This is a genomic window from Rhizobium atlanticum (assembly GCF_030182485.1).
Lineage (GTDB): Bacteria > Pseudomonadota > Alphaproteobacteria > Rhizobiales > Rhizobiaceae > Rhizobium.
On the sequence record NZ_JAQJCJ010000005.1, the window covers coordinates 86,386 to 111,195 of the forward strand.

20 protein-coding genes are annotated in these 24,810 nt (G+C 61.8%); 7 read left to right on the top strand and 13 right to left on the bottom strand.

The window, feature by feature from the left end:
- Positions 1–227: 227 nt before the first annotated feature.
- A complete protein-coding gene (locus PH551_RS09305) occupies positions 228–1,127 on the top strand; it encodes a helix-turn-helix transcriptional regulator (protein ID WP_285192773.1) in 900 nt (299 codons plus the stop codon).
- A gap of 77 nt (positions 1,128–1,204) precedes the next feature.
- Here the strand turns inward: PH551_RS09305 and PH551_RS09310 are convergent, their stop codons facing one another.
- Positions 1,205–1,690: a MarR family winged helix-turn-helix transcriptional regulator gene (locus PH551_RS09310; protein WP_085777652.1), complete on the bottom strand. Its 486-nt coding sequence runs from the start codon at positions 1,688–1,690 to the stop codon at positions 1,205–1,207.
- Between the two features lie 197 nt (positions 1,691–1,887).
- On the opposite strand from PH551_RS09310, the gene PH551_RS09315 reads away from it, so the two are divergent.
- Genes PH551_RS09315 through PH551_RS09330 form a run of 4 tightly spaced genes read left to right on the top strand, consistent with a single transcriptional unit; the run spans position 1,888 to position 6,931 of the window.
- Entirely contained in the window at positions 1,888–3,465 is a 1,578-nt protein-coding gene (locus tag PH551_RS09315; RefSeq protein ID WP_285192774.1) for an AMP-binding protein, read from the top strand.
- Positions 3,466–3,510: 45 nt separating this feature from the next.
- Positions 3,511–4,332, top strand: coding sequence for a p-hydroxycinnamoyl CoA hydratase/lyase (locus PH551_RS09320; RefSeq protein WP_085777654.1), 822 nt, complete (start codon positions 3,511–3,513; stop codon positions 4,330–4,332).
- Positions 4,333–4,363: 31 nt separating this feature from the next.
- Positions 4,364–5,470: an NAD(P)-dependent alcohol dehydrogenase gene (locus PH551_RS09325; protein WP_285192775.1), complete on the top strand. Its 1,107-nt coding sequence runs from the start codon at positions 4,364–4,366 to the stop codon at positions 5,468–5,470.
- 21 nt (positions 5,471–5,491) lie between these two features.
- Positions 5,492–6,931, top strand: coding sequence for a coniferyl aldehyde dehydrogenase (locus PH551_RS09330; protein ID WP_285192776.1), 1,440 nt, complete (start codon positions 5,492–5,494; stop codon positions 6,929–6,931).
- A gap of 96 nt (positions 6,932–7,027) precedes the next feature.
- Here PH551_RS09330 and rsmA read toward each other — a convergent pair whose 3' ends face one another.
- The 7 genes from rsmA to PH551_RS09365 all read right to left on the bottom strand — a co-directional run bounded on the left by rsmA (position 7,028) and on the right by PH551_RS09365 (position 15,488).
- Positions 7,028–7,855 (bottom strand): 16S rRNA (adenine(1518)-N(6)/adenine(1519)-N(6))-dimethyltransferase RsmA, encoded by an 828-nt coding sequence (gene rsmA, locus PH551_RS09335; RefSeq protein ID WP_285192777.1) that lies wholly within the window; start codon positions 7,853–7,855, stop codon positions 7,028–7,030.
- A complete protein-coding gene (gene pdxA / locus PH551_RS09340; RefSeq protein ID WP_285192778.1) occupies positions 7,855–8,883 on the bottom strand; it encodes a 4-hydroxythreonine-4-phosphate dehydrogenase PdxA in 1,029 nt (342 codons plus the stop codon). Before pdxA ends, rsmA begins: the two co-directional genes overlap by 1 nt.
- 6 nt (positions 8,884–8,889) lie before the next feature.
- The gene (locus PH551_RS09345) at positions 8,890–9,834 is read right to left on the bottom strand and encodes a SurA N-terminal domain-containing protein (RefSeq protein ID WP_085777659.1); all 945 of its coding nucleotides are present in this window, start codon (positions 9,832–9,834) and stop codon (positions 8,890–8,892) included.
- A gap of 184 nt (positions 9,835–10,018) precedes the next feature.
- Positions 10,019–12,349, bottom strand: a complete 2,331-nt coding sequence (locus PH551_RS09350; RefSeq protein WP_285192779.1) for an LPS-assembly protein LptD — start codon at positions 12,347–12,349, stop codon at positions 10,019–10,021.
- Positions 12,349–13,437: an LPS export ABC transporter permease LptG gene (gene lptG / locus PH551_RS09355; RefSeq protein WP_285192780.1), complete on the bottom strand. Its 1,089-nt coding sequence runs from the start codon at positions 13,435–13,437 to the stop codon at positions 12,349–12,351. Before lptG ends, PH551_RS09350 begins: the two co-directional genes overlap by 1 nt.
- Positions 13,434–14,615, bottom strand: coding sequence for an LptF/LptG family permease (locus PH551_RS09360; RefSeq protein ID WP_285192781.1), 1,182 nt, complete (start codon positions 14,613–14,615; stop codon positions 13,434–13,436). The genes lptG and PH551_RS09360 overlap by 4 nt, the downstream gene beginning before the upstream one ends.
- A gap of 99 nt (positions 14,616–14,714) precedes the next feature.
- Positions 14,715–15,488, bottom strand: coding sequence for a phosphatase PAP2 family protein (locus PH551_RS09365; RefSeq protein ID WP_285192782.1), 774 nt, complete (start codon positions 15,486–15,488; stop codon positions 14,715–14,717).
- 143 nt (positions 15,489–15,631) lie between these two features.
- Between PH551_RS09365 and PH551_RS09370 the strand changes: the two genes are divergently transcribed.
- Together PH551_RS09370 and PH551_RS09375 are read left to right on the top strand one after the other, a co-directional pair.
- Entirely contained in the window at positions 15,632–17,125 is a 1,494-nt protein-coding gene (locus PH551_RS09370) for a leucyl aminopeptidase (RefSeq protein WP_285192783.1), read from the top strand.
- On the top strand, positions 17,122–17,571 hold the full coding sequence (locus PH551_RS09375) for a DNA polymerase III subunit chi (protein ID WP_285192784.1): 450 nt from the start codon (positions 17,122–17,124) through the stop codon (positions 17,569–17,571). The genes PH551_RS09370 and PH551_RS09375 overlap by 4 nt, the downstream gene beginning before the upstream one ends.
- A gap of 45 nt (positions 17,572–17,616) precedes the next feature.
- Here PH551_RS09375 and PH551_RS09380 read toward each other — a convergent pair whose 3' ends face one another.
- The 5 genes from PH551_RS09380 to PH551_RS09400 form a co-directional block, all read right to left on the bottom strand.
- Positions 17,617–18,543 carry a Gfo/Idh/MocA family protein gene (locus tag PH551_RS09380; protein WP_285192785.1) on the bottom strand — a complete coding sequence of 309 codons (927 nt, stop codon included), beginning with the start codon at positions 18,541–18,543 and terminating at the stop codon, positions 17,617–17,619.
- 98 nt (positions 18,544–18,641) lie between these two features.
- Positions 18,642–20,684: a prolyl oligopeptidase family serine peptidase gene (locus PH551_RS09385; RefSeq protein ID WP_285192786.1), complete on the bottom strand. Its 2,043-nt coding sequence runs from the start codon at positions 20,682–20,684 to the stop codon at positions 18,642–18,644.
- Between the two features lie 67 nt (positions 20,685–20,751).
- Positions 20,752–21,603, bottom strand: coding sequence for a polysaccharide deacetylase family protein (locus PH551_RS09390; protein WP_285192787.1), 852 nt, complete (start codon positions 21,601–21,603; stop codon positions 20,752–20,754).
- A 127-nt stretch (positions 21,604–21,730) separates the two neighbouring features.
- Positions 21,731–23,614, bottom strand: a complete 1,884-nt coding sequence (locus tag PH551_RS09395) for an ABC-F family ATP-binding cassette domain-containing protein (protein WP_285192788.1) — start codon at positions 23,612–23,614, stop codon at positions 21,731–21,733.
- A gap of 125 nt (positions 23,615–23,739) precedes the next feature.
- Positions 23,740–24,789, bottom strand: a complete 1,050-nt coding sequence (locus tag PH551_RS09400; RefSeq protein ID WP_285192789.1) for a GGDEF domain-containing protein — start codon at positions 24,787–24,789, stop codon at positions 23,740–23,742.
- Positions 24,790–24,810: the final 21 nt, after the last annotated feature.

Genomic DNA, 24,810 nt, shown 5'->3' on the forward strand with positions numbered 1-24,810 from the left:
ACATGCTGGCGCCAAGTGCTGACGCCGCATTATTGCCACGGGAGAAGACGAGCGGACGCGCCGGCCTGGAGGCCGCTTAAGCGTTCCGGTGTCTATGAAATGCCTCCTCCCAAAGGCTGATGACAATAAGTTACGCCGATCGTTTACGGATGGAATGCGATTTATTGGGTTAATATTGTAATTATCTGGCGACTGCGGCACTATTTGACAGAAGCGAAGGAGCGGTTTTGGCTACGGACGGAGGCATTCATCACTATGCCAGGGGCGAGTGGCATGCGCCGGCGCTGTCGCATCGGCGCATCCGTCTGCAAAAAGGGCTGTATGCCGATTTCCATCATTTCTTGCTGCTCGGCGATGGCGCCGCCGACCTTCATTTCGACAGCGGCGAAGATCGGCCGCTGCACGGGCCGCTGCTTGCCTTCCTGCCGCCGCAGGCACGCTGCGATCTGTCGATTGCTGCCGGGAGTGCCGCCCATGTCATCGGCGCCTCGGCGCAGATCATGGTCGACGCGATTGGCGACAAGGTGGAATCCTACTCGCTGCGCCTCCTCACCGAGCAGCGCAAGCTGGTCGAGGCACGGGATCCCTTGCTGGTGGCCGAAATGAGTCCATTGATTTCGGGCTTCGTGCGGGAACTCGGCGATCCCTCCCGGGCCTCCTGGATGGTGGTCTCGGCCTATCTCAGGCTGATCCTGATGACGCTGTGGCGCGGCAGCGACAGCGAAAGAAGCGAGCCGCGTGGGCAGGGCGAAACCGGATCGATCCTGCAGCGTTATCGCCAGCTGGTCGAGGCCGGTTTCCGCCAGCACCGGCCGATCAGCGATTATGCCGCGGAATTGGGCGTCACCGCCGACCGCCTGCATTCGATTTGTCAGAGGACGCTCGGCCGCTCGCCGATCCAGCTTCTGCACGAGCGCGTGGTGCAGGAGGCAAAGCTGAGATTGGAGCGTTCGGCCCGCAACATCCAGGAAATCTCCGACAGCCTCGGCTTTCGCGACCCGACCTATTTCAGCCATTTCTTCAAGCGCAAAACCGGCCTTTCCCCCGCCGGCTACCGTGAGATCGCCCGTGCTTCCGCCGGCTCGGAAAACAGCATGCTTTCCTCGGGTTATGCGGACTGGCCTTAGGTTTGCGCGCATGGCATCGCCGGAGTTGCCAAGGCTCCTATGCTGCTCTGGCAAGCCGGCAAAGGGCGGAGCAGGTTTCAGTCGCGCTTATATATCCGCTTCAGCGCAGCCAGCAGAGCATCCATTTCGTCGTGCGAAAAAAGGTCGATGAAACGCCGTTCGTGTGCATCGATCAGCTTGCGCGCCTGCGCGAGCATGGCGTGTCCCGCCATCGTCAGATGCAGTTCCTGACGGCGGCGGTCCGCCGCGGAAGGGCGGCGCTCGACGAAGCCGCGAGCTGCCAGCCGGTTGACGAGAGCCATCATCGTTGCGCGGTCGGTGCCAAGCGTATTGGCCAAGTCGATCTGCGATGCGCCCGCATTGACTGCAAGGAGTTCCATCACCGCGAGCTGTTTTTGCGTCAGCGCCAGCTCTTCCATGGTTCCAGCGAAGTCACGATAGATCGCGACATGCGCCATGCGCAGGTGAAAGCCGAGGAGATCGCCAAGCCGGCCGACGTCGAGCAATGGCGTCGCCGGAGCATCCTCGCTCTCAAAATCATCCTTCGGTGGTTTTGCGGCCATTATTCGTTCTCGCCCGGTCAAGGCGCCATAACCATCAAAATCAGCAGCTTAGTCAATATGCGCCCGAAGATTTCCCAGAGCTTGTCGGCGTAAACGGATTTGCTGCGAGCAGCCTCTTGCATCCTGCTCAAAAAATATTAGTATGTGTTACATACAAATTTGTCGGCCGCGGAGGAGCGGCTGGCATGGGAGGAAAAATGGCGCATTCCCATTCCGGAATGTCTTCGTTCGTCGATTGCGGACTGGTGGCGGATGATCCCATCCTTTACCGCGCCCGTGTCGCGCCGGATCGACAGGCCCTGTTCGAGATCGCCACCGGCCGGGAGCTTACCTATGCCGAGCTCGATATGCGGATCGCCCGATGCGCCGGTTTCCTCGATGATATCCTCGGAGCACGCCAGGACGGGGCGCGGGTCGCTATGCTGGCGCGCAACTCGATCGATTCGATCGTGCTGGCTTTTGCCTGCCAGCGCGTCGGCGCCGTTTATGTGCCGCTTAACTGGCGTCTCGGCGCCGCCGAACTGCTGCCGATACTTGCCGATTGCGCGCCGGCGCTCCTGGTCCGCGACGAGGAGTTTTCGGAAGTTGTGGCAAGCCTCGCAGATGTCGATCCTGGCATGGCGGTGATCTCCACGGCAGATGGCCCAGCCGGGCTTTCGGCCCGCATCGAGGCGAGCGCCTCCGCCGATCCGGTGTCCGGAGATGCCGATCGGGCGTGCGTCCTTCTCTACACCTCGGGCACGACAGGGCAGCCGAAGGGCGTAGTCATCACCGGCCGCAATGCTTTCTTTGCCGCCATCAATTTTTCCTTCGTCGGGGAAATCGGGCCGGCTTCGGTTGCTTTGTGCGATCTGCCGTTCTTCCACACGATCGGCCTGATCGCCGTGGCCCGCACCACATTGATGCTGGGCGGTACGCTCGTCATCTCCGACCGCTTCACCCCGGCGCGCACGCTGGCCGTCTTGCGTGAGCGCGCCGTCACCCATTATTTCGCCGTCCCGCAGATCGCCCTCGCTCTGCGCAACGATCCCGCCTACAGCGCCGCGGCTCTCTCTGGCCTGCATGCGCTCTTCGTCGGCGGCGCGCCGCTGACGCAGGCGCTGATCGAAAGCTATCTCGATGACGGCGTTGCGCTGGTCAACGGTTACGGCATGAGCGAGGCCGGAACGGTGCTGCATGTGCCGATCGACCGGCGCGCGGTGCAGGACAATCCCGGCAGCGTCGGTCTTCCCGCACCATTGGTCGACATCCGCATTGTCGACGAGGGTGGCCACGACGTTGGCCGCGGCGAGATTGGCGAGCTCTGGCTGCGTGGACCGGCGGTGACGCCGGGCTACTGGAACAGGCCTGCCGAAACCTTCGCCGCCTTCACCGATGGCTGGTACCGTACCGGCGATCTCGGCCGGCGCGAAGCAAACGGCTTCTATCGCATCGTCGACCGGCTGAAGGATATGTATATCAGCGGCGGTGAGAATGTTTATCCGGCCGAAGTCGAGGCCGTACTCGCAAGCCATCCCGATGTCCTCGACGTCGCGGTCGTCGGCATTCCCAATAACAGGTGGGGAGAATGTGGCGTCGCCTGTGTCGTGCTGCGGCCGGGCGCCGTGGTGACGGGCGAGGCGATTGCTGGCCATTGCGCGGCGAGGCTCGCCGCCTTCAAGCGCCCGGCGCAGATCCTCTTCGTCGAAGCCGTTCCCCGCACCGCCTCCGGCAAGGTGCAGAAACATGTTCTGCGCCAGCTTCATGCCGACGAAACCCTTCAACGACAGGCCTGATGAAACGGCCCTCGGCAATCACGCCGAAACCAATGGAGTGACCTCATGACTGAAGACCAATCGCCGGTTCTGGTCGAGTTCGATAACGGCATCGCTTTCGTGACCCTCAACCGACCGGAAAAGCGCAATGCGATGAATCCGGCCTTGAATGCACGGATGCTGGAGGTACTCGATGAGCTCGAGGGCGATGAGCGCTGCGGCGTGCTCGTCCTGCGCGGCGCCGGCGAGTCTTGGTCCGCCGGAATGGATCTCAAGGAATATTTTCGCGACAATGACGACAAGCCGCGCGATGCCACATTGAAGGCGCGGCGCCAATCCGGCGGCTGGTGGGGTCGGCTGATGTACTTCGAAAAGCCGACGATCGCCATGGTCAATGGCTGGTGCTTCGGCGGCGCCTTCACACCGCTTGTTTCCTGCGACCTTGCCATCGCCGCCGAGGAGGCGAATTTCGGCCTTTCCGAGATCAATTGGGGCATCTTGCCGGGTGGCAACGTCACGCGTGCGGTGGCCGAGGTGATGCGCCATCGCGACGCCCTCTACTACATCATGACCGGCGAACTCTTCGGCGGGCGCAAGGCTGCCGAAATGGGTCTCGTCAACGAGGCCGTGCCGCTCGCCGAACTCGAAACCCGGGTTCGCAAGATTTGCGCGAGCCTGCTCGAAAAGAACCCGGTGACGCTGAAGGCCGCCAAGGACACCTATAAGCGGGTGCGCAACCTGCCGTGGGATCTCGCCGACGATTACATCTACGCCAAGCTGGAGCAGATGCTGTTTCTCGACAAGACCAAGGGGCGCGACGAGGGACTGAAGCAGTTCCTCGACGACAAGACCTATCAGCCGGGACTCGGCGCCTACAGGCGCGGCTGAGGGCGCGGATTGATCTCGGGAGGAGGATAGAATGAAGATCCATGCCGCGGTGGCGCGTGCGCCGCATATGCCGTTTTCGCTGGAAAGGCTCGATCTGGAGGAGCCGCGCGAGGGGGAGATCCTGGTTCGCGTCGTGGCGACCGGCGTTTGCCATACCGATATCGTCATGCGCGACCAGCATCTGCCGGTGCCGCAGCCGGTCGTGCTCGGTCACGAAGGCGCGGGCATCGTCGAACGTGTCGGGCCGGGCGTCGCCAAGGTTGCGCCAGGCGATCACGTGGTCATGACCTTCAATTCCTGCGGTCATTGCCCGAGCTGCAGAGATCACGAGGAAACCTATTGCCACGAATTTTTCCCGCGCAATTTCTTCGGTGCGCGCGCCGACGGTTCGACCGGACTCTCATGCGAGGGAGAGCGGATTCATGGCAATATTTTCGGACAATCGTCCTTTGCAAGCCACGCGCTCTGCCATGAACGCAATATCGTGAAAGTGCCGAAAGATGCGGATCTGGCGCTGCTTGGCCCACTCGCCTGCGGTATCCAGACCGGCGCCGGCGCCGTGATGAACGCGCTCGACGTCGAGCCTGGAAAAATAATCGCAGTTTTCGGCATGGGCTCTGTTGGTCTGGCCGCCGTGATGGCGGCGCGCGTCGTCGGCGCGTCACGAATCATCGCGGTTGATGTCAACGAGACGCGGCTGGCGCTTGCCGCCGAACTCGGGGCGACCGACATCGTCAACGGCAAGAAGATCGACGCCGTCACCGCGATTATGGCGCTGACCGGTGCCGGCGTCGACTATTCTATCGATGCCTCCGGCGTGCCGGCCGTCATCGACCAATGCGTGCGGGTGTTGGCGCCGCGTGGCACATGCGGCATCGTCGGGGCTTCGCCGCACGGGGCGACGTTGACGCTCGACCTCACCCATATCCTGTCCGGCGGACGCCGGGTGCGCGGCATCGTCGAGGGCGATTCCAATCCCGACGTGCTGATCCCGCTATTGATCGACCTTCATCGCCAAGGGCGATTCCCGTTCGACAGGCTCGTCTGCTTCTACGATTTTGCCGACATCAACCGGGCGGTGGAGGACTCGGAAAGAGGCATCGTGCTGAAACCGATCGTGCGCCAGCCTGCCGCCTGACATCGTTTTAGGGAGGAATCAATGAACACCGTCACCCCAATCGCCACCGATACCAGTGCTGACACCATGAAGGCGCTGCTTGCCCGGCAAAGGGCATCTTTCCTTAGGGAGGGGCCGCCTGATATCGAGACCCGCATCGACCGCATCGACCGCGTCATCGCCCTTCTCGTCGATCACAAGGATGCAATTGCGGCGGCCCTGTCGGATGATTTCGGCAGCCGCAGCGTCGAGGCGAGCCTGCTTCTCGACGTCTTCACCTGCGTCGGTTCGCTCAAATATGCCAGGGCTCATCTTGCCGAATGGCTGAAGCCGGAGCAGCATGAGGCATTGTTCCCGGACGCTGTTGCCGAGGTAGTCTATCAGCCTAAGGGGGTGGTCGGCATCCTGAGCCCGTGGAATTTCCCGTATCAGCTCGCCCTTGCCCCGCTTGCCGGCATCCTCGCCGCCGGCAACCGCGCCATGATCAAACCGTCGGAGGTGACGCCGGCTTCGGCCGCGCTGATGGCGGAACTCGTTGCCCGCTCCTTCGACGAAACGGAAATTGCGGTGGTACAAGGCGGACCGGCGACCGGCACCGCTTTTACCTCGCTTGCCTTCGACCATCTGATCTTCACCGGCGGCACGGCGGTTGCCCATGAGGTCATGCGGGCGGCGGCGGAAAATCTGACGCCGCTGACGCTCGAACTCGGGGGCAAGTCGCCCGTTATCGTCGGCCGTTCGGCCGATCTCGCAGACGCGGCGCGTCGGGTCATGACGGTCAAAACGCTGAACGCCGGCCAGATCTGTCTGGCCCCGGATCATGTCTACGTGCCCGAGGAAAGCGTTGAAGCCTTTGCCGAGCACGCCGTTGCGGCGGTCGGTGCGATGTATCCGACGCTGAAGGACAATCCTGACTACACCTCGATCGTCAATGCCCGTCATCATGGCCGCGTGCAGGGCCTAGTCGACGAAGCCAGGGCCAAGGGCGCCCGCATCGTCGAAATCAACCCGGCAGGAGAGAACTTCTCGCAGCAACCGGTTCACCGCATGCCACCGACCCTGATCCTCGATCCCACCGACGATATGCGCGCGCTGCAGGAGGAAATCTTCGGGCCGGTTCTGCCGGTTCTTTCCTACCGCGATGTCGCCGACGTCATCGATCGCATCAACGCCCGGCCGCGTCCGCTCGCCCTTTATTACTTCAGCGAGGATGGCGAAGAGGAGCGTCGCGTTCTTGACAATACGATCTCCGGCGGCGTGACCATAAACGATTGCATGAGCCACGTTACGGCGGAAGGCCTGCCCTTCGGCGGCGTCGGTCATTCCGGCATGGGCGCCTATCACGGCAAGTTCGGTTTCCTCGCCTTCTCGCATCCGCGCGCCGTCTATCACCAGAGCAAGATGGTGGAGGCGGAACTTATGATGCGGCCGCCCTTCGGCGAGGCGATGCGCGCCTTTCTGGCCGAAGCGATCTGCAGGTAAAGCGCTCCTCATCAACCCAGCCGTCCGATCGCCTGTGCAAAGGGACGGCCTTCGATCTAAGGCACGTCCTTTGTGCATCCAACAGGAGATGTGGCGCTAAAGGCTATTTGCGAGAAGGCAGAATTCTTCGACTGAGAGGGTCTCCGCCCGCCGCGCCGGATCGATTCCCGCCTTGATGAGCAGGCTCTCGCCGCCGAGTGGCTTCAGGCTCTGGCGCAGCATCTTGCGGCGCTGGCCGAAGGCGGCCTGCGTTACTTTTTCCAGATTGGCGATGGCGCACGGGATCGGGTTCGCCCTGGGGACAAGATGCACCACCGTCGAAGTCACCTTCGGCGGCGGCGTGAAGGCTTGCGGCGACACGTCGAAGGCCATGCGCGCCTCGGTCCGCCAGCCGCAGAGCACGCCGAGACGGCCGTAATGGTCATCGTCCTCTCCGGCTACGATCCGCGCGCCGACTTCCTTCTGAAACATCAGCGTCAGCGATTGCCAGAATGGCGGCCAGGCCCTTGGCAGCAGCCAGTTGACCAGCAGCTGCGTACCGACATTGTAGGGTAGGTTGGCGATGATCTTGACGGGTCCTTCCGGCGCCAGTGACTCGAAACCCGTCTTCAGCGCATCGCCTTCGATCACCTCCAGTCGGCCGGGATAGTGGTCGGCGATCTCGGCAAGCGCCGGCAGGCAGCGCGCGTCCCGCTCGATCGCGATGACCTTCTTGGCGCCGAGCGCCAGAATCGCCCGGGTCAGCCCGCCGGGGCCGGGGCCGACCTCGAAAACGGTGGTCTCTTCGAGCGCGCCTGCGGTGCGGGCGACCTTCTGCGTCAGGTTGAGGTCGAGCAGGAAGTTCTGCCCGAGCGCCTTGCGCGCATCGAGGCCGTGACGCTGAATGACGTCGCGAAGTGGCGGCAGGCCATCGAGCGCTGCCATCAGCGGCGGCCTTCGGCGGCGCGGCCGAGCTGGGCGGCAAGCTTCAGTGCCGCAACCAGGCTCTGCTCGCGCGCCAGTCCCTTGCCGGCAATGCCGAAAGCGGTGCCGTGGTCCGGCGAGGTTCGCACGAAGGGAAGCCCGAGGGTCACGTTGACGCTGTCGTCGAAACCGAGTGCCTTGGCGGGGATCAGCGCCTGGTCGTGGTACATGCAGATGGCGACATCATATCGCGCCCGCGCATCGTCATGGAACATCGTATCGGCGGGCAGGGGGCCGATCGCGTCGATACCCTCGTCACGCAGTTGCTCGATCGATGGGCGGATGATGTCCTCATCCTCCGTGCCGATCGCTCCGCCTTCACCAGCATGCGGGTTGAGGCCGGCGACGGCAAGGCGCGGCGCGTCGATACCGAAGCGCTGCCTGAGATCCGCATCGGCGATCCGGCAGGTTTCGATGATCAGTTCGCCGGTCAGTGCTTGCGGCACATCGCGGACAGGAATGTGGATGGTAACTGGAATGGCCCTCAGTTTCGGTCCCGACAACATCATGACCGGCGTCACCGGCCTGCCGGTCGCCCTGGCGGCAAGATCAGCGAGAAATTCGGTATGGCCGGGAAACCGGAAACCCGCCTCGTAGAGCACGCCCTTGGCGATCGGATTGGTGACGACTGCGAGTGCCTCGCCGCCGATGACAAGCGAGACTGCTTTCTCGATCGCCGCGATCGTGCCCTTCGCCGTTGCCGCATGCGGCTCGCCGGCCACCACCTCAATGCCGGCCGGCACGCTCATGACGGGCAGAGCATCGGCAAATATGCCGGTGGCCTCGCCGGCCGTGTCGACCTCACGTATGGAAACCGCCAGATTGAGCTGGCGGGCCCGTAGAGCCAGAACATCCGGATCGCCGATCAGGAAAAAAGGCGGAAGCCCGAGTTCACGCCGCCGGAGCCAGGCCGTCAGGGTGATATCCGGTCCGATGCCGGCGGGATCGCCCTGGCTCAGCGCAAGCGGTCGTGAGAAGGGTATCGCCATCGTCGGTCAGCGATAGGCGATCTGCGCTTTCTTGCGCAGTTCGTCCAGGTACTTCTTGCTGTTTTCGTTTTCCGGTGGGCCGTTCTTGCCGGCCTTGGACTTGTCGAGATCCTCCTGGCGGAAGACCATTTCGGCGGCCTGGTCGTCGGAGACCTGGCGCTGGCTGCAGATCGCCAGATATTCGACGCCCTTCTCGGTAACGCGGGTGCCTGTCGTGTTGCCCTTGGCCTGCTCGACCAGAGGTTTCCAATCCGGCGGGATCTCGGGAGCAAGCATGCGGCCGAGATCGCGCACGGAAACATCGCGCATCGTTGCGGCAAAGGTCTTTGCCTGATCGCAGCCGGGGAATTTCGAGCGCGATGCCTCGGCCTCGCCTTTGCGCTTACCGGTGATGGCGCCGCGCTTGGCCTCAGGAATGACGAAGATGATCTGCTGCAGCATATATTCCGTCGTCACCGGCTTTTGCTTGTTGTTCTGCATCATGCGCGAGACGAGATCATAATTTGACAGCCGCGAGGTCGAACCGTAGCGGGCATTGACGACGCGCGGCCAGCTCATCTGCACGGCGATGAAGCCTTTGAAATGGTCGACGCCCACGCCGGCGCGATCGAGGATCTGCGACATCTGTTCGACGGAAAGTTTGTTGCCGGCCGAAAAGCGTGCGAAAGACGCGTCGACGTCCTGCTGCGAAACCGACATATGGACGCGCGCGACCTCCTGGCGCTTGAGCGTCTCGTCGATCAATTGCTCCGTGGCGGTCTTGGCGTCGGCCTTGGTATGCTGCAGGCGCAGGAAGGCCTGACGCTTGGCGACGTCGCCGCTGGTGATGGCTGTGCCGTTCACCACGGCCTGGACTCCGCTTGCCGCAAGCGCCGGGCCGGCAAGGCCCGTCAGCAAGGCAATCGCTGCGCCGGCGAGAAAGGCGGTTATGGCTTTTTTCGCGTCAATCATCTGTTGACCTCCCAATAGCGCCGCGAGACTTTGATCGCGGCGTCCTTACCACAGTGCGAGACACGCGGAAATGGCTTCCATCGCGGCGCGAAACTCCTATGCCTCGGATATCGACTGGCGGCAATGTCCTGCACAGGCTTACGGCGAAAGAATGACTTGAGGCCATGTTTACGCCGTCCGCCGGCTAGTTGGAGAGAGTGTCGGAGCCGATCTTGATGTCGCCGAGCGTGCGGAACGTCAGCCGCGCGCCGATCGTCCAGTCGCTTGCCGACTCGTCGTCGGAATCCCTGCTATCCGTATAGGCGATCGTGAAGATCGTGCATTCGTCCTCATACGAAAGGCCGAGTGTCCGGCGGCTGATCACATCGTTGTTCAGATCCCAGGCGATGCCGCCGAAGATCGACCAATAGTCCTTGAACTTGACCTTGCTGCTGGTCTGGATCTCGTCGTTGTCCTCGGCGAAGCCATAGGCCGGCTGGGCGCTGAGATGCGTGTAAGTCACCTGCGTCTGGAAGGTGTCGTTCTGGTAGGCTGTCGTCAGGTCGCCACGGCGAAATTCGAAATCCTTCTCGTCGAGCCGGTAGGAGGCCGCAACGGAAACACCGTACGGCGTTTCGACGCCGCCGAGGCCGACATAATCGGAGCGGTCGGTTTCGAGGCCCGAATCCGCGCCGACATTGACGAGGTCATCGGTCGCGAACGAGTTCTGGCCGGCGATCTGATAAGACTGGCCGAAAATGCCGTGCAGCTTGTAACCGCTGTCGAACGTCCCGGTATACTGGAAGCCGACATTGGCGCGGGTGCCGCCTTCGACGCGGTCGTAACCAGAGAATTTATCGCGGTCGAAGAGCGAGGTGGCATCGAAAACGAAACTCTGTGCATCCTCGTTCGGCAGCCGGCCGGCGAGCTGCTCGTCGGGGCGCGCATAGATCTGGACGATCGGCTCCAGAATATGCGTGCTGTTATCAGTCGTCATCAGGATCGGATACCGCATCTCCAGCCCGGCGGTGAACATCGAGCGAGTGGCGGATTCGTCGTCAAGATAATTGCCCGCGTAACCGGTCGGGTCGTTCATGTTCAACGCGAAAGCGTCGCCGCGCGCGGCCAGAAGCGGCGTGATCACCAGACCGGTCGGCGTGACATAGGTGCGTTTCCATTGAAGTTCGGCCGTCAGACGCGAAGTCTGGCCCTTCAGGCCACGGAACCGGTCGAATCCGTCGACGGTATAGAAGTCGTCGTGTGTGCGCGAAATATTCGTCAGGTTGACGTCCGCAGAAAGTTCACCGCCTGCAAGCGGCTGAGGCGCGACATAGTGATAATCAAGCGCGGGATAGACGATGGCCTGCTGCTTTTCGGCCGTGTTCGTCCGATCGGCATCCTGGACGTCGAAATAAAACGCCCGCATGTCGAAATAATTCCGTTTCCCGAGCCCCGTCAGGTAGATCTGGTTCGTGCGATCGGTGCTGCTCAAGCCGCGCAGCTTGTAGGTTTTTGAGAAATTGTTGTCGCTCTGCACCATGACGTCCCAGCCGAACGTCCAGCGCGGATTGATGCGGAACTCCGCCTTTGACGCCACCATGCCGCGCTGCTCGGCTTCGGCATCGCTGGTGCCGGAGCTGAAATTGTCCGGCTTTGCCTGGTCGATGCCGGCGACGCGCAGGATATGCGTGCCGTTTTCGAATCGCTGACGGAATTCGCCTTCGACCAGGAAGCCCTGGGCCGTGTAGCCGGTCGCCGTGACCGTCGCATCCATGCTCGGGGAGATCACGTAATAATAAGGAATGGAAAGGCCGAAGCCGAGGTTCTGCGACAGGCTCATCGTCGGGAACAGGAAGCCGGACTTGCGCTTCACCGTATTGTCGGGAACCTCGATGAACGGCACGAAGGCAATCGGGTAACCAAGCAGCTCGAAACGCGCCCGCTCCAGGCGGATCGTATGGGTTTCGCCATTCTGGATCACGCGCTTGGCCTTGACCTGCCAGAACGGTGCGCGCTTCGGATCTTCGGCGCAGGGAAGGCAGGCGGTATAGACGCCCTTGTTGAGAATCATCTTCGTGCCGCCGACCCGCTCGCCGCTTTCGGCGACGATACGCGTATTGTCGGAAGTTTCGATGCGCAGCGAGTTCAGGAACCCGTCGGCGAAATTGTCGGTCACGTCTAGGTTGTCGGCGTAGATGCGGTTGCCGTCCGGACTGACGAGCTCGACATTGCCGAGCGCCATCATCCGGCCGGTCTTCTGGTTGTACTCGACCTTCTGCGCGACCATTTTGTAGCCGCCATAGTTGATCTGCACGCCGCCGATCGCCGACACGAGTTCGGCGTCACGGTTATAGACGAGTTCATTGGCCGAAAGCAGAAGCTTGGCCCCTTCGGGAATCTTATTCTCGATATTTTGTTCAGGCGTGTTGGCCTGGCCATAGGAGGCCGGGGCGCTGCCGAAATAGGAACATAGAGCCGCACCGACAAGCAGGGCAACCAACTGTTTACTAAAATACTTGCGGTCGCCTACCGCCACTAGCCGTCCTCCTGATGAAGCAGAATAGTCGCGCCCAAGGCCAACGCGACGACAACCGGTATCCAGGTCGCCACGAAGGGAGGCACGACTCCACTGCTTCCGAATGCTTTAACAAGCACGGTGACGACATAAAGCATGAAGCCTGACAGGATTCCACCCAGAATCACGGAGCGGGATTGGTTGAACCGGCTAAATTTTAGGGACACTGTTGCAGCAATGAGAGTCATGGCCACCAGCAGCAAAGGCTGAGACAACAGGGAGTTGAATTGCGTCTCCAAGGCCTTGGTCGAGATGCCGAAGGATTTGGCCGCCGCAATGCGATTGGAAAGGTCAAAGAAACCAATTGTTTCCGGCGCTGTCAGCCGCTCCTGAACGAAATCCTGTTTCAGATTGGTGCGAAGTTGGACCGAAGCTTTGCGCAGTGGGATTTCGCCAGGCTTGCGCTCGACGACGCCGTTAAGCTGCCAGTAACCATCTTCCAACTTTGCCGTGGCGGCATCCTGTCTCAGAATGACTCGGCCGCTTGAATCGAAATGGATCAATACGGCGTCGATCAGCTTGGTTCCGTTCTCCTGGACCGTCTGGGCGCCTATGATGACATCGTCGCGGCCACTGATCTGGCGCAGCCACGGAATCTGCGGCGCCTTGCGCAGAGCCGCGTTTTCGCCACGCCAGTCGGACTCGACCAGCAGCGCCTGGCGCTGTCCCCAGGCGGCAAGCGGGTTGAGCGCCGTCATCGTCAGCACTCCGAGCGCAATTGAGCCGGCGATGAACGGAAACATGAATTGCCAGACCGAGATGCCGGCCGCGCGCGTGACCACGAGCTCATATTTCCGATTGAGCCCGATCAGCACCGTCATGCCGACGAAGAGGGCGACGAAGGGGATAGTCTGCTGCAGGATGAGCGGCAGGCGCACGGCGGTCATCACGATGCCGCCGCCGATCGTGTAGCCGGGCAGGCCGGACATGCGCCCAGCCGTCTCGCTGAAATCAAGCAGGAAGGCGATCGCCGATACGCCGATCAGAAACCAGCAGGTCGTCGCCAGATAACGGCGAAAGAAATAACGCGACAATGTCCCGAACATCATTGGGCCGCGCCCCCGCCGGACCTGCTGGTCGCGGTAAGCAGTCTTTCCTGCATGCGTCTCCAGGAAACCGATATCCGGTCCCAGACGAACGAAGGCATGACCAGTCGCTTGTGCAGGCCGAGGAAGATGATCGAGATGATGCTGCTGAGGATCGGGATAGCGTAGAGAACCGCGATATATTCCGGATCGGTGTCGATTTGGTTTGCCGCGTAGAAAGCAGCCCATCGTAGCGCGAAAGCATAGCCGAGCGCGCTCACCATCGGATGCAGCCGAGCCTCCCGGTGCGAGCGCGCGTCGCCGGCGATCCCCAGTGAGAACAATGCAAAGACGACGGGCAGGATCCAGTCCGTCAGCCGTCGATGCAATTCGGCGCGGTAGCTCTGGGGGCGGATCGTATAGTCCTTGTCGTTCGGATCCGGATTGAACAGGAACCACAGGTCACGGTCGCTGGCTTTCAGCGTCGCCTGACCGCGGCTCTCCGTCATGTCGGAGAGGTCGAAGGAATAGGAATCGAAATTGATGACCGAGACGTTGCCGTCGGGCGTTTTGCGATGCACCTCGCCGTCGTGCATGATCAGCGTCGTGCCGGTATCGTCGACGGCGCCCTCCTTGGCGTAATAGATGAGCTCGTAGGCCGGGTCCCGCTCGTCGGCGACGAATAGGCCCTTCAGCATCCGCCCCGCCAGGCGTTGTGAGATCTGCACATAGAGACCTTCGTCGAGCTTGCGGAAGGTCTTTTCTTCGATAACCGAGGAGAGGAGATCGGCGTAGGTTTCGGCGATCATCTGACGCGCCACCGTCTTTGCCCGTGGCTCGACGATGTTGTCGACGAAAAAGGAAAAGACGCTGATGACGGCGGCAAGCAGCAGGATCGGCCGGACCAGAATGGTGCGCCGTGCCCCGGCCGCGTCGATGACGGTCAGCTCGGAATCGTTGTTCATCGTCGTCAGCGTCTGGGTGATGGCGATGACGAGGGCGAAGGGCAGCACCACGGGAATGATCGACGGCAGGATCATCGTCGCCAGCTTGGCAAACGAGCCGATCGACTGGCCGCTGTCGGTGACGAGATTGATGCGCTGCAGGACCTGTGTCGTCCAGATGATTGCCAACACGGGCAGGAGCGCCACGAGAAACATCTGGCCGACGCGCCGCAATATGTATGTCTCGAGTAGTTTCATGCCGGCCCTTGAAAGCACCTGCACGCCAAAACGGCTTGCAGGAGAATCCCTCTACGCTCTTTGTCGCGCTTTTGCGACAAGCAGGTGTCAAAAATTCATTCAATTTTCAGAATTTTTTTGGCCCTGTTGCGACTCAGTTAACGCCAGCAGCGCTGCGAAGATGACAAGCGAGGAGAGCCATCCGAGCGTCACGTCGGAAAGATAATGCGCGCCGAAGGATAGCCGCATGGCGGGCGTCAGGAGCGAGATCGCGGCGACCGGTGGCACCAGCGCATAACGCAGCGATTTCGGGACGAAGAGCAGAAGGCAGAACAGCCATCCAGCGCTCGCCGCCTCGCCGGACACGAAGGAGCAGTTCGAGACGCATTTGCCGGCAAGTGAGCCGGCCTCGACAAAATGCAGGCTCCCGCCGAAAATGTCCGTCTGCACCGGCCGCGGCCGGCCCCAATGTTCCTTCAGGATAACATTGACGAGCAGCACCGGCCCGATCAGCAGCGTTCCGAGCGCGACCTTGAGCTTACGCGCCCGCTCGGCGTTGAAGGTCGCGCCGTGCTGCTGGTAGCATTCGATCAGTTTCCACGCCATGACGATCGCCACGACGTAGGGCAGGCGGAAGAAGATGGTTCGCAGCAGGTCGAAATTCCCCGAGTCGCGATAGGGAAAGCCGCCGCAGATGCTCACGGCAGCGGCAGTCGCGTCACAATCTGCGCCCACAAAAAAAAGCTGGGAAAAATAAACGTCTATTCCAGGGAAGGCGCGAAAGATGGCAAGCAGCGCCCACCACGCCCAGAACAGAAACAGGAATGCACCGAAAGTCGTTTTCGGCAGGCGGATCACAGGGCCCTGCCATCGATTTTTCGAAAAAACTGTCAACGCGAATATCTACGTAACTGACGAAAACACGAGAGCCTGGACGGCCGCGGGCGACCATAACAATAGTCGCGAGCCATTGACAGACCCGCCAAACGCGAAATTATCCGCCAGGGACGGATTTCAAGAATCCCAGCGGAGAAGACATGTCAGTAAAGTTCGAAATTTCATTCTCGAAGTCGGTAAAGCTCAATGGCGGGCTCGCGATCCTGCTGAAAACTGCGGAGGCCGACAGCGCCGCAGGCACCGAAACGGCTGATCCGGCAGGCGTGATCGCCAAGGCTGCCAAGATCGCTCGATTCTCCGCTAAATCAATGGCCGCGCTTGATATTGTCGCCCCGGAAGGAGCCCCCGTCGAGCGCATCGTTGTCGTCGGGCTTGGCAAGGCCAGCGAACTCACCGCTCACGACTGGCTGAAAGCCGGCGGCGCCGCGGCGTCGAAAATCAAGAATACCGACAAGGCCGCCATCTTCGTCGACGTGCCCGGCCTTGAGACGAACGCGCGCGCCGCCGCTGATTTCGCGCTCGGCATGCTGCTGCGCGCCTACAGCTTCGATGCCTATAAGACAAAGAGGAATGATGACGAGGAAAAGCCGGCAAAACCCGTTAAGGTGACGATCGTCACCGCCGATGCGACCGGCGCCAGGAAGGCGTTTTCCGATTCCGAAGCGATCGCAGGCGGTGTCAATCTCGCCCGTGACCTTGTCAACGAACCGCCGAACGCGCTTGGACCTGTCGAATTCGCCGCCAAGGCGAAGGAACTGGAAAAGCTGGGCGTCGAGGTGGAGATCCTAACAGAGAAGGAAATGCGCCGTCTCGGCATGGGTGCGTTGCTCGGTGTTGCGCAGGGCTCCGTGCGTCCGCCGCGTCTGGCGGTCATGCAGTGGAAGGGCGGCAAGAGCAAGGACCGTCCGGTCGCCTTCATCGGCAAGGGCGTCGTTTTCGATACCGGCGGCATTTCGATCAAGCCGGCCGCCGGCATGGAGGATATGAAGGGGGATATGGGCGGTGCCGCCGCCGTGACCGGCCTGATGCACGTGCTCGCCGCCCGCAAAGCCGCCGTCAACGCGGTCGGCATCATCGGCCTGGTCGAGAACATGCCCGATGGCAACGCCCAGCGCCCGGGCGACATCGTCACCTCCATGTCCGGCCAGACGATCGAGGTGATCAACACCGATGCCGAAGGCCGCCTCGTGCTCTGCGATGCACTCTGGTATTGCAATGATCGCTTCAAGCCACAGTTCATGATCAATCTGGCCACCCTGACCGGTGCAATCGTGGTGGCGCTTGGCAACGTGCACGCCGGCCTGTTCTCCAATGACGACGAGCTTTCGGCACAGCTGACGGCGGCCGGCCTTTCCACAAACGAGAAACTCTGGCGCCTGCCGCTCGGCAAGGATTATGACAAGCTGATCGACAGCAAATTCGCCGACATGAAGAACACCGGCGGCCGTCAGGCCGGCTCGATCACCGCGGCGCATTTCCTCAAACGCTTCGTCCAGGAGACGCCTTGGGCGCATCTCGATATCGCCGGCACGGCGATGGGCTCGCCGCAGGATGAGATCAACCAGTCCTGGGGTTCCGGTTTCGGCGTGCGCCTGCTCGACGAGCTCGTTCGCGCGCATCATGAATCCCGATGACCGACGTTCTCTTCTATCATCTGACCGAAACCAGGCTGGAAGACGCGCTTCCACCGCTCCTCGACAAAAGTGTCGAGCGCGGCTGGCGTGTCGTCGTCCAGACGCGCGAGGCGGCGCGGCGCGATGCACTCGATGCGCATCTTTGGACGTTCCGGGAGGAGAGTTTCCTGCCGCATGGGACCGACGAAGGTGATTTTGCCGAAAGCCAGCCGGTGCTTTTGACGGCGACGGGGGACAATGCCAATGCGGCGACGGTTCGTTTCGTTGTCGACGGTGCCGAGCCGCCGCCGGCCGATGCCTATGAGCGCGTCGTCTTCATGTTCGACGGTCACGATCAGGAGCAGTTGGAAACTGCCCGCGCGCAATGGAAGAAGCTGAAAGGCGAGGGGCATAACCTCACCTATTGGCAGCAGACACCGGAAGGGCGGTGGGAGAAGAAGGCTTGAGCGGGTCCTTGCCGTCGGAGCCGACAGGCAAGGACCTCAAATGGCTCAGTCGTGGAACGCCTCGACGAATTTCCGCTTGCCGAGCATGAAAGCATCGGCGACGTGGCGCAGGGGTGCGAGATCGACATCCGATTTGCCCGCCTTGATGATCTCAGCGAAGCGGCGATAGAGCGAAGGATATTCCTGTTCCGGTTCGGCGAATGTCAGCGTGCCGTCGATGGAAAGCTTGGCGCCGCCTTCGGAGAGGACCATCTGGCCGGCTGCCGTTTCCGCAACGATGTCCCAGCTCTGCTTGCCAGTCTGGCGCCAGTCGAATTCGGCATGAACCGGCAGGCCGTCTGCATCGCGGAAGTGAATGTCGGCGGCGATCGGCGCATCACGATTTTCTGGGAATTCCAGCACAGCCCCGGTGATGAAGACCTGCCGCGGCAGGATATGGGTGACGATCGACAGCGCATTGATGCCGGGATCGAAAACGCCGAGGCCGCCGGCCTGCCAGATCCAGTCCTGGTTCGGATGCCAGTGGCGGACATCCTCTTTCCAGATCACATGCACGCTTTTGATCGTCGTCGAAGCAAGAAAGGCCTTGGCGGATTCGACGGCCGGCGCATAACGAGAATGCCAGCTGGCAAACAGCGAAGCACCCTGCTTGTTCGCCAGCGCCTCGAGGTCGGCCACTTCGCTCAGCGTTGCACCCGGCGGCTTTTCCAGGAAGACATGCTTGCCGGCGACGAGCGCCTTATAGGCGGCTTCATAGCGATATTGCGGCGGCATGCAGAGCGACACGGCATCGATCGAAGGCTCGGCGTCGAGCATCGCGTCGATCGTGGTGTAGCTGTTGATGCCTTCGACCGTGCCGTGACGGCTTGCCGTGGCGACGAGCTTGAAGTCCGGGTTCTTGGCGATGGAAGGGAGGTGCTGGTCGCGGACGATCTTGCCGACGCCGACGATGGCGAGGTTGATAGGGGACATGTGTTTCGCTCGTGCCTGTATGAAAAGTATGATTTATTGGGCGTGTTGTAGCAGAAAGAAGAGCGCCGACAAGCTCTGCTCCTCCATTCCTTTCTATCCTATCGCATGATGGTCTCGCGAAGGAAGCTGTAACCCATCGCCGCGCGGGCGGCGCGCTCCTCGGAACTGCCGTCGCCGCCATGCCCGCCTAAGCCGAATTCGTGGAAGAGCAGTTGATGTCCCGCTTCCTCCAGCCGCGCAGCAAAACGGCGTGCGTGCGAGGGATGCACGCGATCGTCATTGCTGGAGCTTTCAATATAGATCGGCGGATAAGTGACCTCGCTGGCCGGCCGGATATTGTGAAGCGGCGAATAGCCGAGCATGAATTCCCTGTCCGCCGGCGTATCTGGATCGCCATATTCATCCATCCACGCCTGGCCGGCGCTGAACAGGTGGAAGCGTGTCATGTCGAGCACCGGCACCTGGCACCAGACCGCGCCGAAATCATGCGGGTAGCGCGTCAGCATCACGCCCGTCAGCAGGCCGCCATTGCTGCCGCCCTGGCAGGCAATTCGGGATGGCATGGTGTAACCGCGAGCGACCAGATCGCGGGCGATGGCGACGAAATCGGCAAAGGCCCGGTCTCGCCCGTGCCGTTTGGCGCTGCGATACCAGTCAGGCCCGAATTCACCGCCGCCGCGAATATAGGCCTGCACATAGGCGCCACCTTGCTCTAGCCAGCGGCCGGTTACGCCGGAGTAATTCGGCGACAGCGAGACGTCGAATCCGCCATAGCCGTAGATCAGCACCGGCAGTGCGCCATTGGTCCACTGCCGCGGCAGCACCAGCCGGTAGGCGACCCTGGTTCCGTCCTCGGACACAGCCTCCAGCAGTTCCGACGACATATCAGTCGCATCGAAATAGCTCGGCGCCGTCGCTGTGAAGATCGGCTCGGGCTCTCTGCTGCGATCGGAGAGTTCGAGACGGTAACAGGTCGGCGGCTGCAGGAAACCCTGGCCGACGATGTGGAGTGTGTCGTTGCCATGATGCAGATCCGCATAGAGGGGCCTGACATAAGCCGTCTGCATCTCCGCCGGCAGCGCGATTTCCCGCTGTTCGGCATCAGGCTTTGTGAGGTCGAGCACCAGAAGTCGCGGCCGCAGCCGGTCGGAAACGATGAAGACACACCATTCGCGCATCAGCATCATCTGCGCGACGGACTGGCCTTCGCCGGGCTGAAACAGGATCCGCTCCGGCCCCAGCGGCATCGTGTCCGAACTGGGGTCGAAGCGTTGCAGCACCAGGCTGCCGGTCGCAACGCGCTCCTTGGTCTTTGCTCGCCAGAGGCAATGATTATGATTGAACTGAAAATCGGCTTCCTTGGGCAGATCGATGCGCCGTTGCGCGCCGTCATCGGCAATGAGGAAAGCGCTGGCCACGCCGATTTCATGGCTGGCGACGAAAATGTCGATCAGCCCGGTACCTGTCGAACCGCCCGATCTGGCAGGGTCGATGACGAGATTGAAGCCATAGACATCCTCGTCTGCGGCTTCGAACATGATGGCGGCTTCTTCCGGCCGCTGCCCGCGCTTCAACCGCCGCCCGACGCGCGGCCATCCCGAGCGGGTCGCCGAAAATCGGTCGATCGAACCGAAGTAACAGATCTCGTCGCGGCTGAGCCACGTGCCATGCGACCGCGCGGCGGGCGTGTCGAAACCGCCCGTCACGACCTGTTTGCGTTCGGCGTCGAATTCGAGCAGGCGGATGAGGTCGGAACCGCCGTCCGAAAGCATGAGCAGGACGCGGGTCGGTTCCCACGGGCAGGTGACGGCGCCGCGCCAGTTCCAGCGCTTGCCTTCGCCGGCGCAGAAGGCATCGAGATCGAAGACCGGCTCCCAGGCTGCATCGGGCAGGGGAGCCTGGTCCGCCGGCAGGCGGAGCCAGACGCCGAGCGGATTGTCCTTGCTCTGCCGGAAATCGAACAGCCAGCCCCCGCGGCGCATCGGCACGATCAGCCTGTCCTGCCGCTCGATAAGCGCTTTGATCGCGTCGCGATCTTCGGCAAATTGCTGCGTTCTCAATGCCGCGTCGGAGAGCGCATTGTGTTCAGCGATGAACTGGCGGGTCCGCGGATCTTCGTCCGTTTCGAGATGAAGGTTCATATCTGAGCTGCCGCTTGCATTGACGTCGCCCAGATCTAGGCAGCCTGCTCCGCCTTGGCAAGGCGCGTTAGCGGGTCATCACCACATCGGCCGAGGCGACGAGATCGTTCGGTACCTGCGGCTTCTTGAACTTCAGCGTCACGACTTTGTAGCCTTCGGCTTCGAGTTTCGAAAGCAGGGTCGGCAACATCCTCGCGGTGCGCTTGTGGATGTCGTGCATCAGAACGATGCCGCGGCCGCGCTTGTGCAGCAGGTTCATCGTCCGCTGCGTCACGGACAGGGGTGTGCTGGTGAAATAGTCCTTGCTGTCGATGTCGACATCCATGACGACCATGTCGCGCATGGCGATAGCGGCGCGCAGCCTCTGGCTCTCGGCGAGATAGGGGAAGCGGAAGAAGGAGACGTCTGTTCCCGTCGCCTTGGTCACCGCCAGCTCGCCCTTGAGCACCTCGTCCATTGCCGCATCGAAGCTCAGCGAGGTCAAGTTGGCATGGTCATAGGTGTGACTGCCGACCGCATTGCCCTCCATTGCCACCTTGCGCGCCAGCGCCGGATGCATCTCGGCCATCTCGCCGACCATCATGAAGGCGCCCTTGACGCCGAACTGGTCGAGAATCGCCAGCACTTTGTCCGTCCGGCCGGGGATCGGGCCATCGTCGAAGCTCAGGATCACTTCCTTGTCGTTGAGCTTGAAATCGGCAAGTGAAGAGACCTCCAGCGTCCTCCCGGAAAGGTGATGCGGGCCGAGAAAGAGCGGCGTTGCATCATCATCCTTGGCCGGATTGCCGGAAGGCGTCCGCCCCTCGGGCGCAACTACGGAGGCGGTTTTGATCGAGGTGTCGGGAGCTTGTCTGGTCGTGCTGCAGGCGGAGAGGGCGGCCGCAAGGGCGATCCAGGAAAGAACGAAAAATCGATGCATGGAAAGGGCTCAACAAATCAGTAATGAATGTTGAGACAACCTTTCGAATTATGATTAACGATCGGTTGAGATCGGCAGGAATTCTCGTAACGCGTGGCAGTCCGCGGCGTTTCCTAAAAGACTGTGGCTATCCTGCCATTGCCTCTTCATATTCGGACGACAGCATCAGCCACTCTTCCTCGGCAGCAGTGAGTTTTGCCGCGGCCTCGCCGCGCTGTTTTGCCTTTTCGGCGGCTTTGGCGGGCGTCTTCTCATAAAGAGTCGGATCCGCAAGCTCCGCATCAAGAGCCTGAATCTGTTTCTCCAGCTTCGCCGTCAAGGATTCGATTTCGTTGATCTTTTTCTTCAGCGGCGTCAGCGAGGCGCGCTTTTCCGCGTTGAGCTTGCGCTGGTCGGCCTTCGAAGTCGTATCGTCGCTGGTCTGCGGCCTGTCTTCCTTCTTTTTACCGGAACTGACGATGAGGTCGCGATACTCGTCCATATCGCCTTCGAAGGTGGTGACAGTGCCGCCGTTGACCAGCCACAGCCGGTCGACGGTCGCCTCGATGAGGTGGCGGTCGTGCGAGATCAGGATCACGGCGCCGTTGTAATCGTTCAGCGCCTCGATCAGAGCACGGCGGCTGTCGATGTCGAGATGGTTGGTCGGCTCGTCGAGGATCAGCAGGTTCGGCGCATGGAAGGCGGCGAGCCCCATCAGCAGGCGTGCCTTCTCGCCGCCGGAAAGATCCTTGGCGGCGGTAGCCATCTTTTCGGTCGCAAGCCCCATCTGCGCAACGCGGGCGCGCACCTTGGCCTCCGGTTCGGCCGGCATCAGCCGGCGCACATGTTCCACCGCCGACTGCTCGGGGATCAGATCGTCGAGCTGATGCTGGGCGAAAAAGCCGATCTTCAGGCTCGGTGCGAGCTTCACTTCGCCGCTCTCCGGCGCCAGTCGCCCTGAGATGAATTTGGCGAAGGTCGACTTGCCGTTGCCGTTCGAACCGAGCAGGGCGATGCGATCGTCGTTGTCGATGCGCAGGTTGAGGTTCTTCAGGATGGGCTTGCCGGGCTCGTAGCCGACGGCGCCGCCCTGAATTGCGACGATCGGCGAGGCCGGCTGCTTCTCCGGCTCGGGGAAGGTGATCGGCTGCACATGATCCTCGATGACGGCAGCTACCGTCCCCATCCGCTCGAGTGCCTTGACACGCGATTGCGCCTGCCGGGCCTTGGAAGCCTTGGCCTTGAAGCGATCGATGAAGCTCTGCAGATGTTTGCGCGCTGCCTCGTTCTTCGCCCTGGCCTTCGTTTGCAGCTCGTCGGCTTCCGCCTTCTGCCGCTCGAACTGGTCATAATTGCCGCGGTAGAAGGTGAGCTTCTTCTGGTCGAGATGGACAATGGAATTGACCGCATTGTTCAGGAGATCGCGGTCGTGGCTGATAATGATGACCGTGTGCGGATAGCGGCGGATATAGTCCTCCAGCCACATCGTGCCTTCGAGGTCGAGGTAGTTGGTCGGCTCGTCGAGCAGAAGCAGGTCCGGCTCGGCAAACAGCACCGCGGCGAGCGCTACGCGCATGCGCCAGCCGCCGGAGAAGGAGGAGGCGGGGCGGGCTTGCGCCGCCTTGTCGAAGCCGAGGCCGGCGAGGATGCTGGCAGCCCGCGCCTCGGCCGAATGGGCATCGATATCGACGAGGCGCATCTGGATTTCGGCGATGCGGTGCGGGTCGCTTGCCGTTTCTGCTTCGGCAAGCAGGGCCGTACGTTCCTTGTCAGCGGCAAGCACGATCTCGATCAGGGAATCCTCGGTTCCCGGCGCTTCCTGGGCCACCTGACCGATACGCGCCGCCTTCGGAATCGACACCGAGCCGGTCTCCGAGCCGAGATCGCCGGTGATGACGCGAAACAGCGTGGATTTGCCGGCGCCATTGCGCCCGACTAGCCCCGCTTTCGTGCCTGAAGGCAGCGAAACGCTGGCATTATCGAGAAGCAGGCGTCCGGCGATGCGGGCGGAAATGTCGGTAATTGTGATCATGGCCGGCTTTTTGGCCGAAACCGCCCGGCAAGGCAAGACCGCTTATCCCCCGGCGAGCTCGCTCGGCGGCGAGCTTGCTCGTCCGGCCGCGAGCTTGCTCGCCGCACCGACAGCGTTCATACGCCTCAGCGGCCGAAAGCTTGCACCGGCAGGCGGCGGTTCGATTTCGCGGCAAGCAGCGCGACCCGGGCGTTGGCCTGGAGATGTCCCGGTGTCGCCGCATCGGCGCTGAGCGCCACGCCGACCGAAATGGTCAGCCTGCCGCTGTCATCCTTGTCTGAGGTGGCGAAGACGAGATTTTCTTCGACCGAGGCGCGCAGGCGCTCGGCGATAGCAATCGCATCCTGCATGCCGACATTGGCAAACAGCAAGGCGAATTCGTCGGCCTCTGTGCGCGCGACGAAGTCGTTCTTCTTCACCGATTTCCGAAACAGGGCGGCAAGCTTCTTCAAGAGCTTGTTGCCTGCCTGAGTGCCGTATCTGTCGTTGAGCTCGGTGAAATCGTCGATATCGACCATGATCAGCGCGCTGCCGGCGGCACCCTCTTCACGTTCGTAGAGTTCGGCAATCTGCCGGTTCAGCGCGATGCGATTCGCAAGGCCGGTGATCTTGTCGGCGACGGTGGCCGATTGCATCGCCGAAATGCCGCGCTCCAGCGTGTCCAGCTTGTTGATGTCGTCCTGCAGTCTGGCGCTGATTTCCATCTCCGCCGACATTACAGTTGCAAGCGAGGCGGAGAGGTAATCGACCTCGCCGATGAAGGCGGCAAGGCTCTGGTCCTCATGACCGCCGACAGATCTCAGGATCATGCCGCAGGCGCGGGCAAAGGCGTCTCTGTGCCGCAATCCTTCGGCAAGCCTTTCCGCCACCGCGCGCAGCGTTAGGCTGGCCTCGTTGCGCGACGTCTCGCCCGCCAGTCCGCAATGGCCGATAAGCCGGTATTTCAGTCCGAGTTCGTCGAGCATCGCCTGTTGCGGCTGCGGTCCGAGCGCGGCGATATCCTGCGCAAGACCAGGATTGTGCCCGATGATGGCCTCATGAAAGAGTTCGTAGTTGCGCGGCAGCGCGGCAACGTTGAGCCGCGCCATGTGATGCGCGATCTTTTGGATATCCGTCATTGGCCCTGGGCGTACAGCCTCGCGCGCCACCAGTGCGTTTGTGCTTGCATTCTGCATGACGATCCCTCGCGCCCGGCC

What these genes read in the sequence shown, in the direction of transcription:
- pdxA (WP_285192778.1), bottom strand. Translation starts at nt 8,883, where the DNA reads ATGGCGATACCCTTCTCACGACCGCTTGCGCTGAGCCAGGGCGATCCC.
- PH551_RS09395 (WP_285192788.1), bottom strand. Translation starts at nt 23,614, where the DNA reads ATGATCACAATTACCGACATTTCCGCCCGCATCGCCGGACGCCTGCTT.
- rsmA (WP_285192777.1), bottom strand. Translation starts at nt 7,855, where the DNA reads ATGGCAGCGCTCGATGGCCTGCCGCCACTTCGCGACGTCATTCAGCGT.
- PH551_RS09310 (WP_085777652.1), bottom strand. Translation starts at nt 1,690, where the DNA reads ATGGCCGCAAAACCACCGAAGGATGATTTTGAGAGCGAGGATGCTCCG.
- PH551_RS09390 (WP_285192787.1), bottom strand. Translation starts at nt 21,603, where the DNA reads ATGCATCGATTTTTCGTTCTTTCCTGGATCGCCCTTGCGGCCGCCCTC.
- PH551_RS09370 (WP_285192783.1), top strand. Translation starts at nt 15,632, where the DNA reads ATGTCAGTAAAGTTCGAAATTTCATTCTCGAAGTCGGTAAAGCTCAAT.
- PH551_RS09320 (WP_085777654.1), top strand. Translation starts at nt 3,511, where the DNA reads ATGACTGAAGACCAATCGCCGGTTCTGGTCGAGTTCGATAACGGCATC.
- PH551_RS09325 (WP_285192775.1), top strand. Translation starts at nt 4,364, where the DNA reads ATGAAGATCCATGCCGCGGTGGCGCGTGCGCCGCATATGCCGTTTTCG.
- PH551_RS09315 (WP_285192774.1), top strand. Translation starts at nt 1,888, where the DNA reads ATGGCGCATTCCCATTCCGGAATGTCTTCGTTCGTCGATTGCGGACTG.
- PH551_RS09345 (WP_085777659.1), bottom strand. Translation starts at nt 9,834, where the DNA reads ATGATTGACGCGAAAAAAGCCATAACCGCCTTTCTCGCCGGCGCAGCG.
- PH551_RS09380 (WP_285192785.1), bottom strand. Translation starts at nt 18,543, where the DNA reads ATGTCCCCTATCAACCTCGCCATCGTCGGCGTCGGCAAGATCGTCCGC.
- PH551_RS09400 (WP_285192789.1), bottom strand. Translation starts at nt 24,789, where the DNA reads ATGCAGAATGCAAGCACAAACGCACTGGTGGCGCGCGAGGCTGTACGC.
- PH551_RS09330 (WP_285192776.1), top strand. Translation starts at nt 5,492, where the DNA reads ATGAACACCGTCACCCCAATCGCCACCGATACCAGTGCTGACACCATG.
- lptG (WP_285192780.1), bottom strand. Translation starts at nt 13,437, where the DNA reads ATGATGTTCGGGACATTGTCGCGTTATTTCTTTCGCCGTTATCTGGCG.
- PH551_RS09385 (WP_285192786.1), bottom strand. Translation starts at nt 20,684, where the DNA reads ATGAACCTTCATCTCGAAACGGACGAAGATCCGCGGACCCGCCAGTTC.
- PH551_RS09360 (WP_285192781.1), bottom strand. Translation starts at nt 14,615, where the DNA reads ATGAAACTACTCGAGACATACATATTGCGGCGCGTCGGCCAGATGTTT.
- PH551_RS09375 (WP_285192784.1), top strand. Translation starts at nt 17,122, where the DNA reads ATGACCGACGTTCTCTTCTATCATCTGACCGAAACCAGGCTGGAAGAC.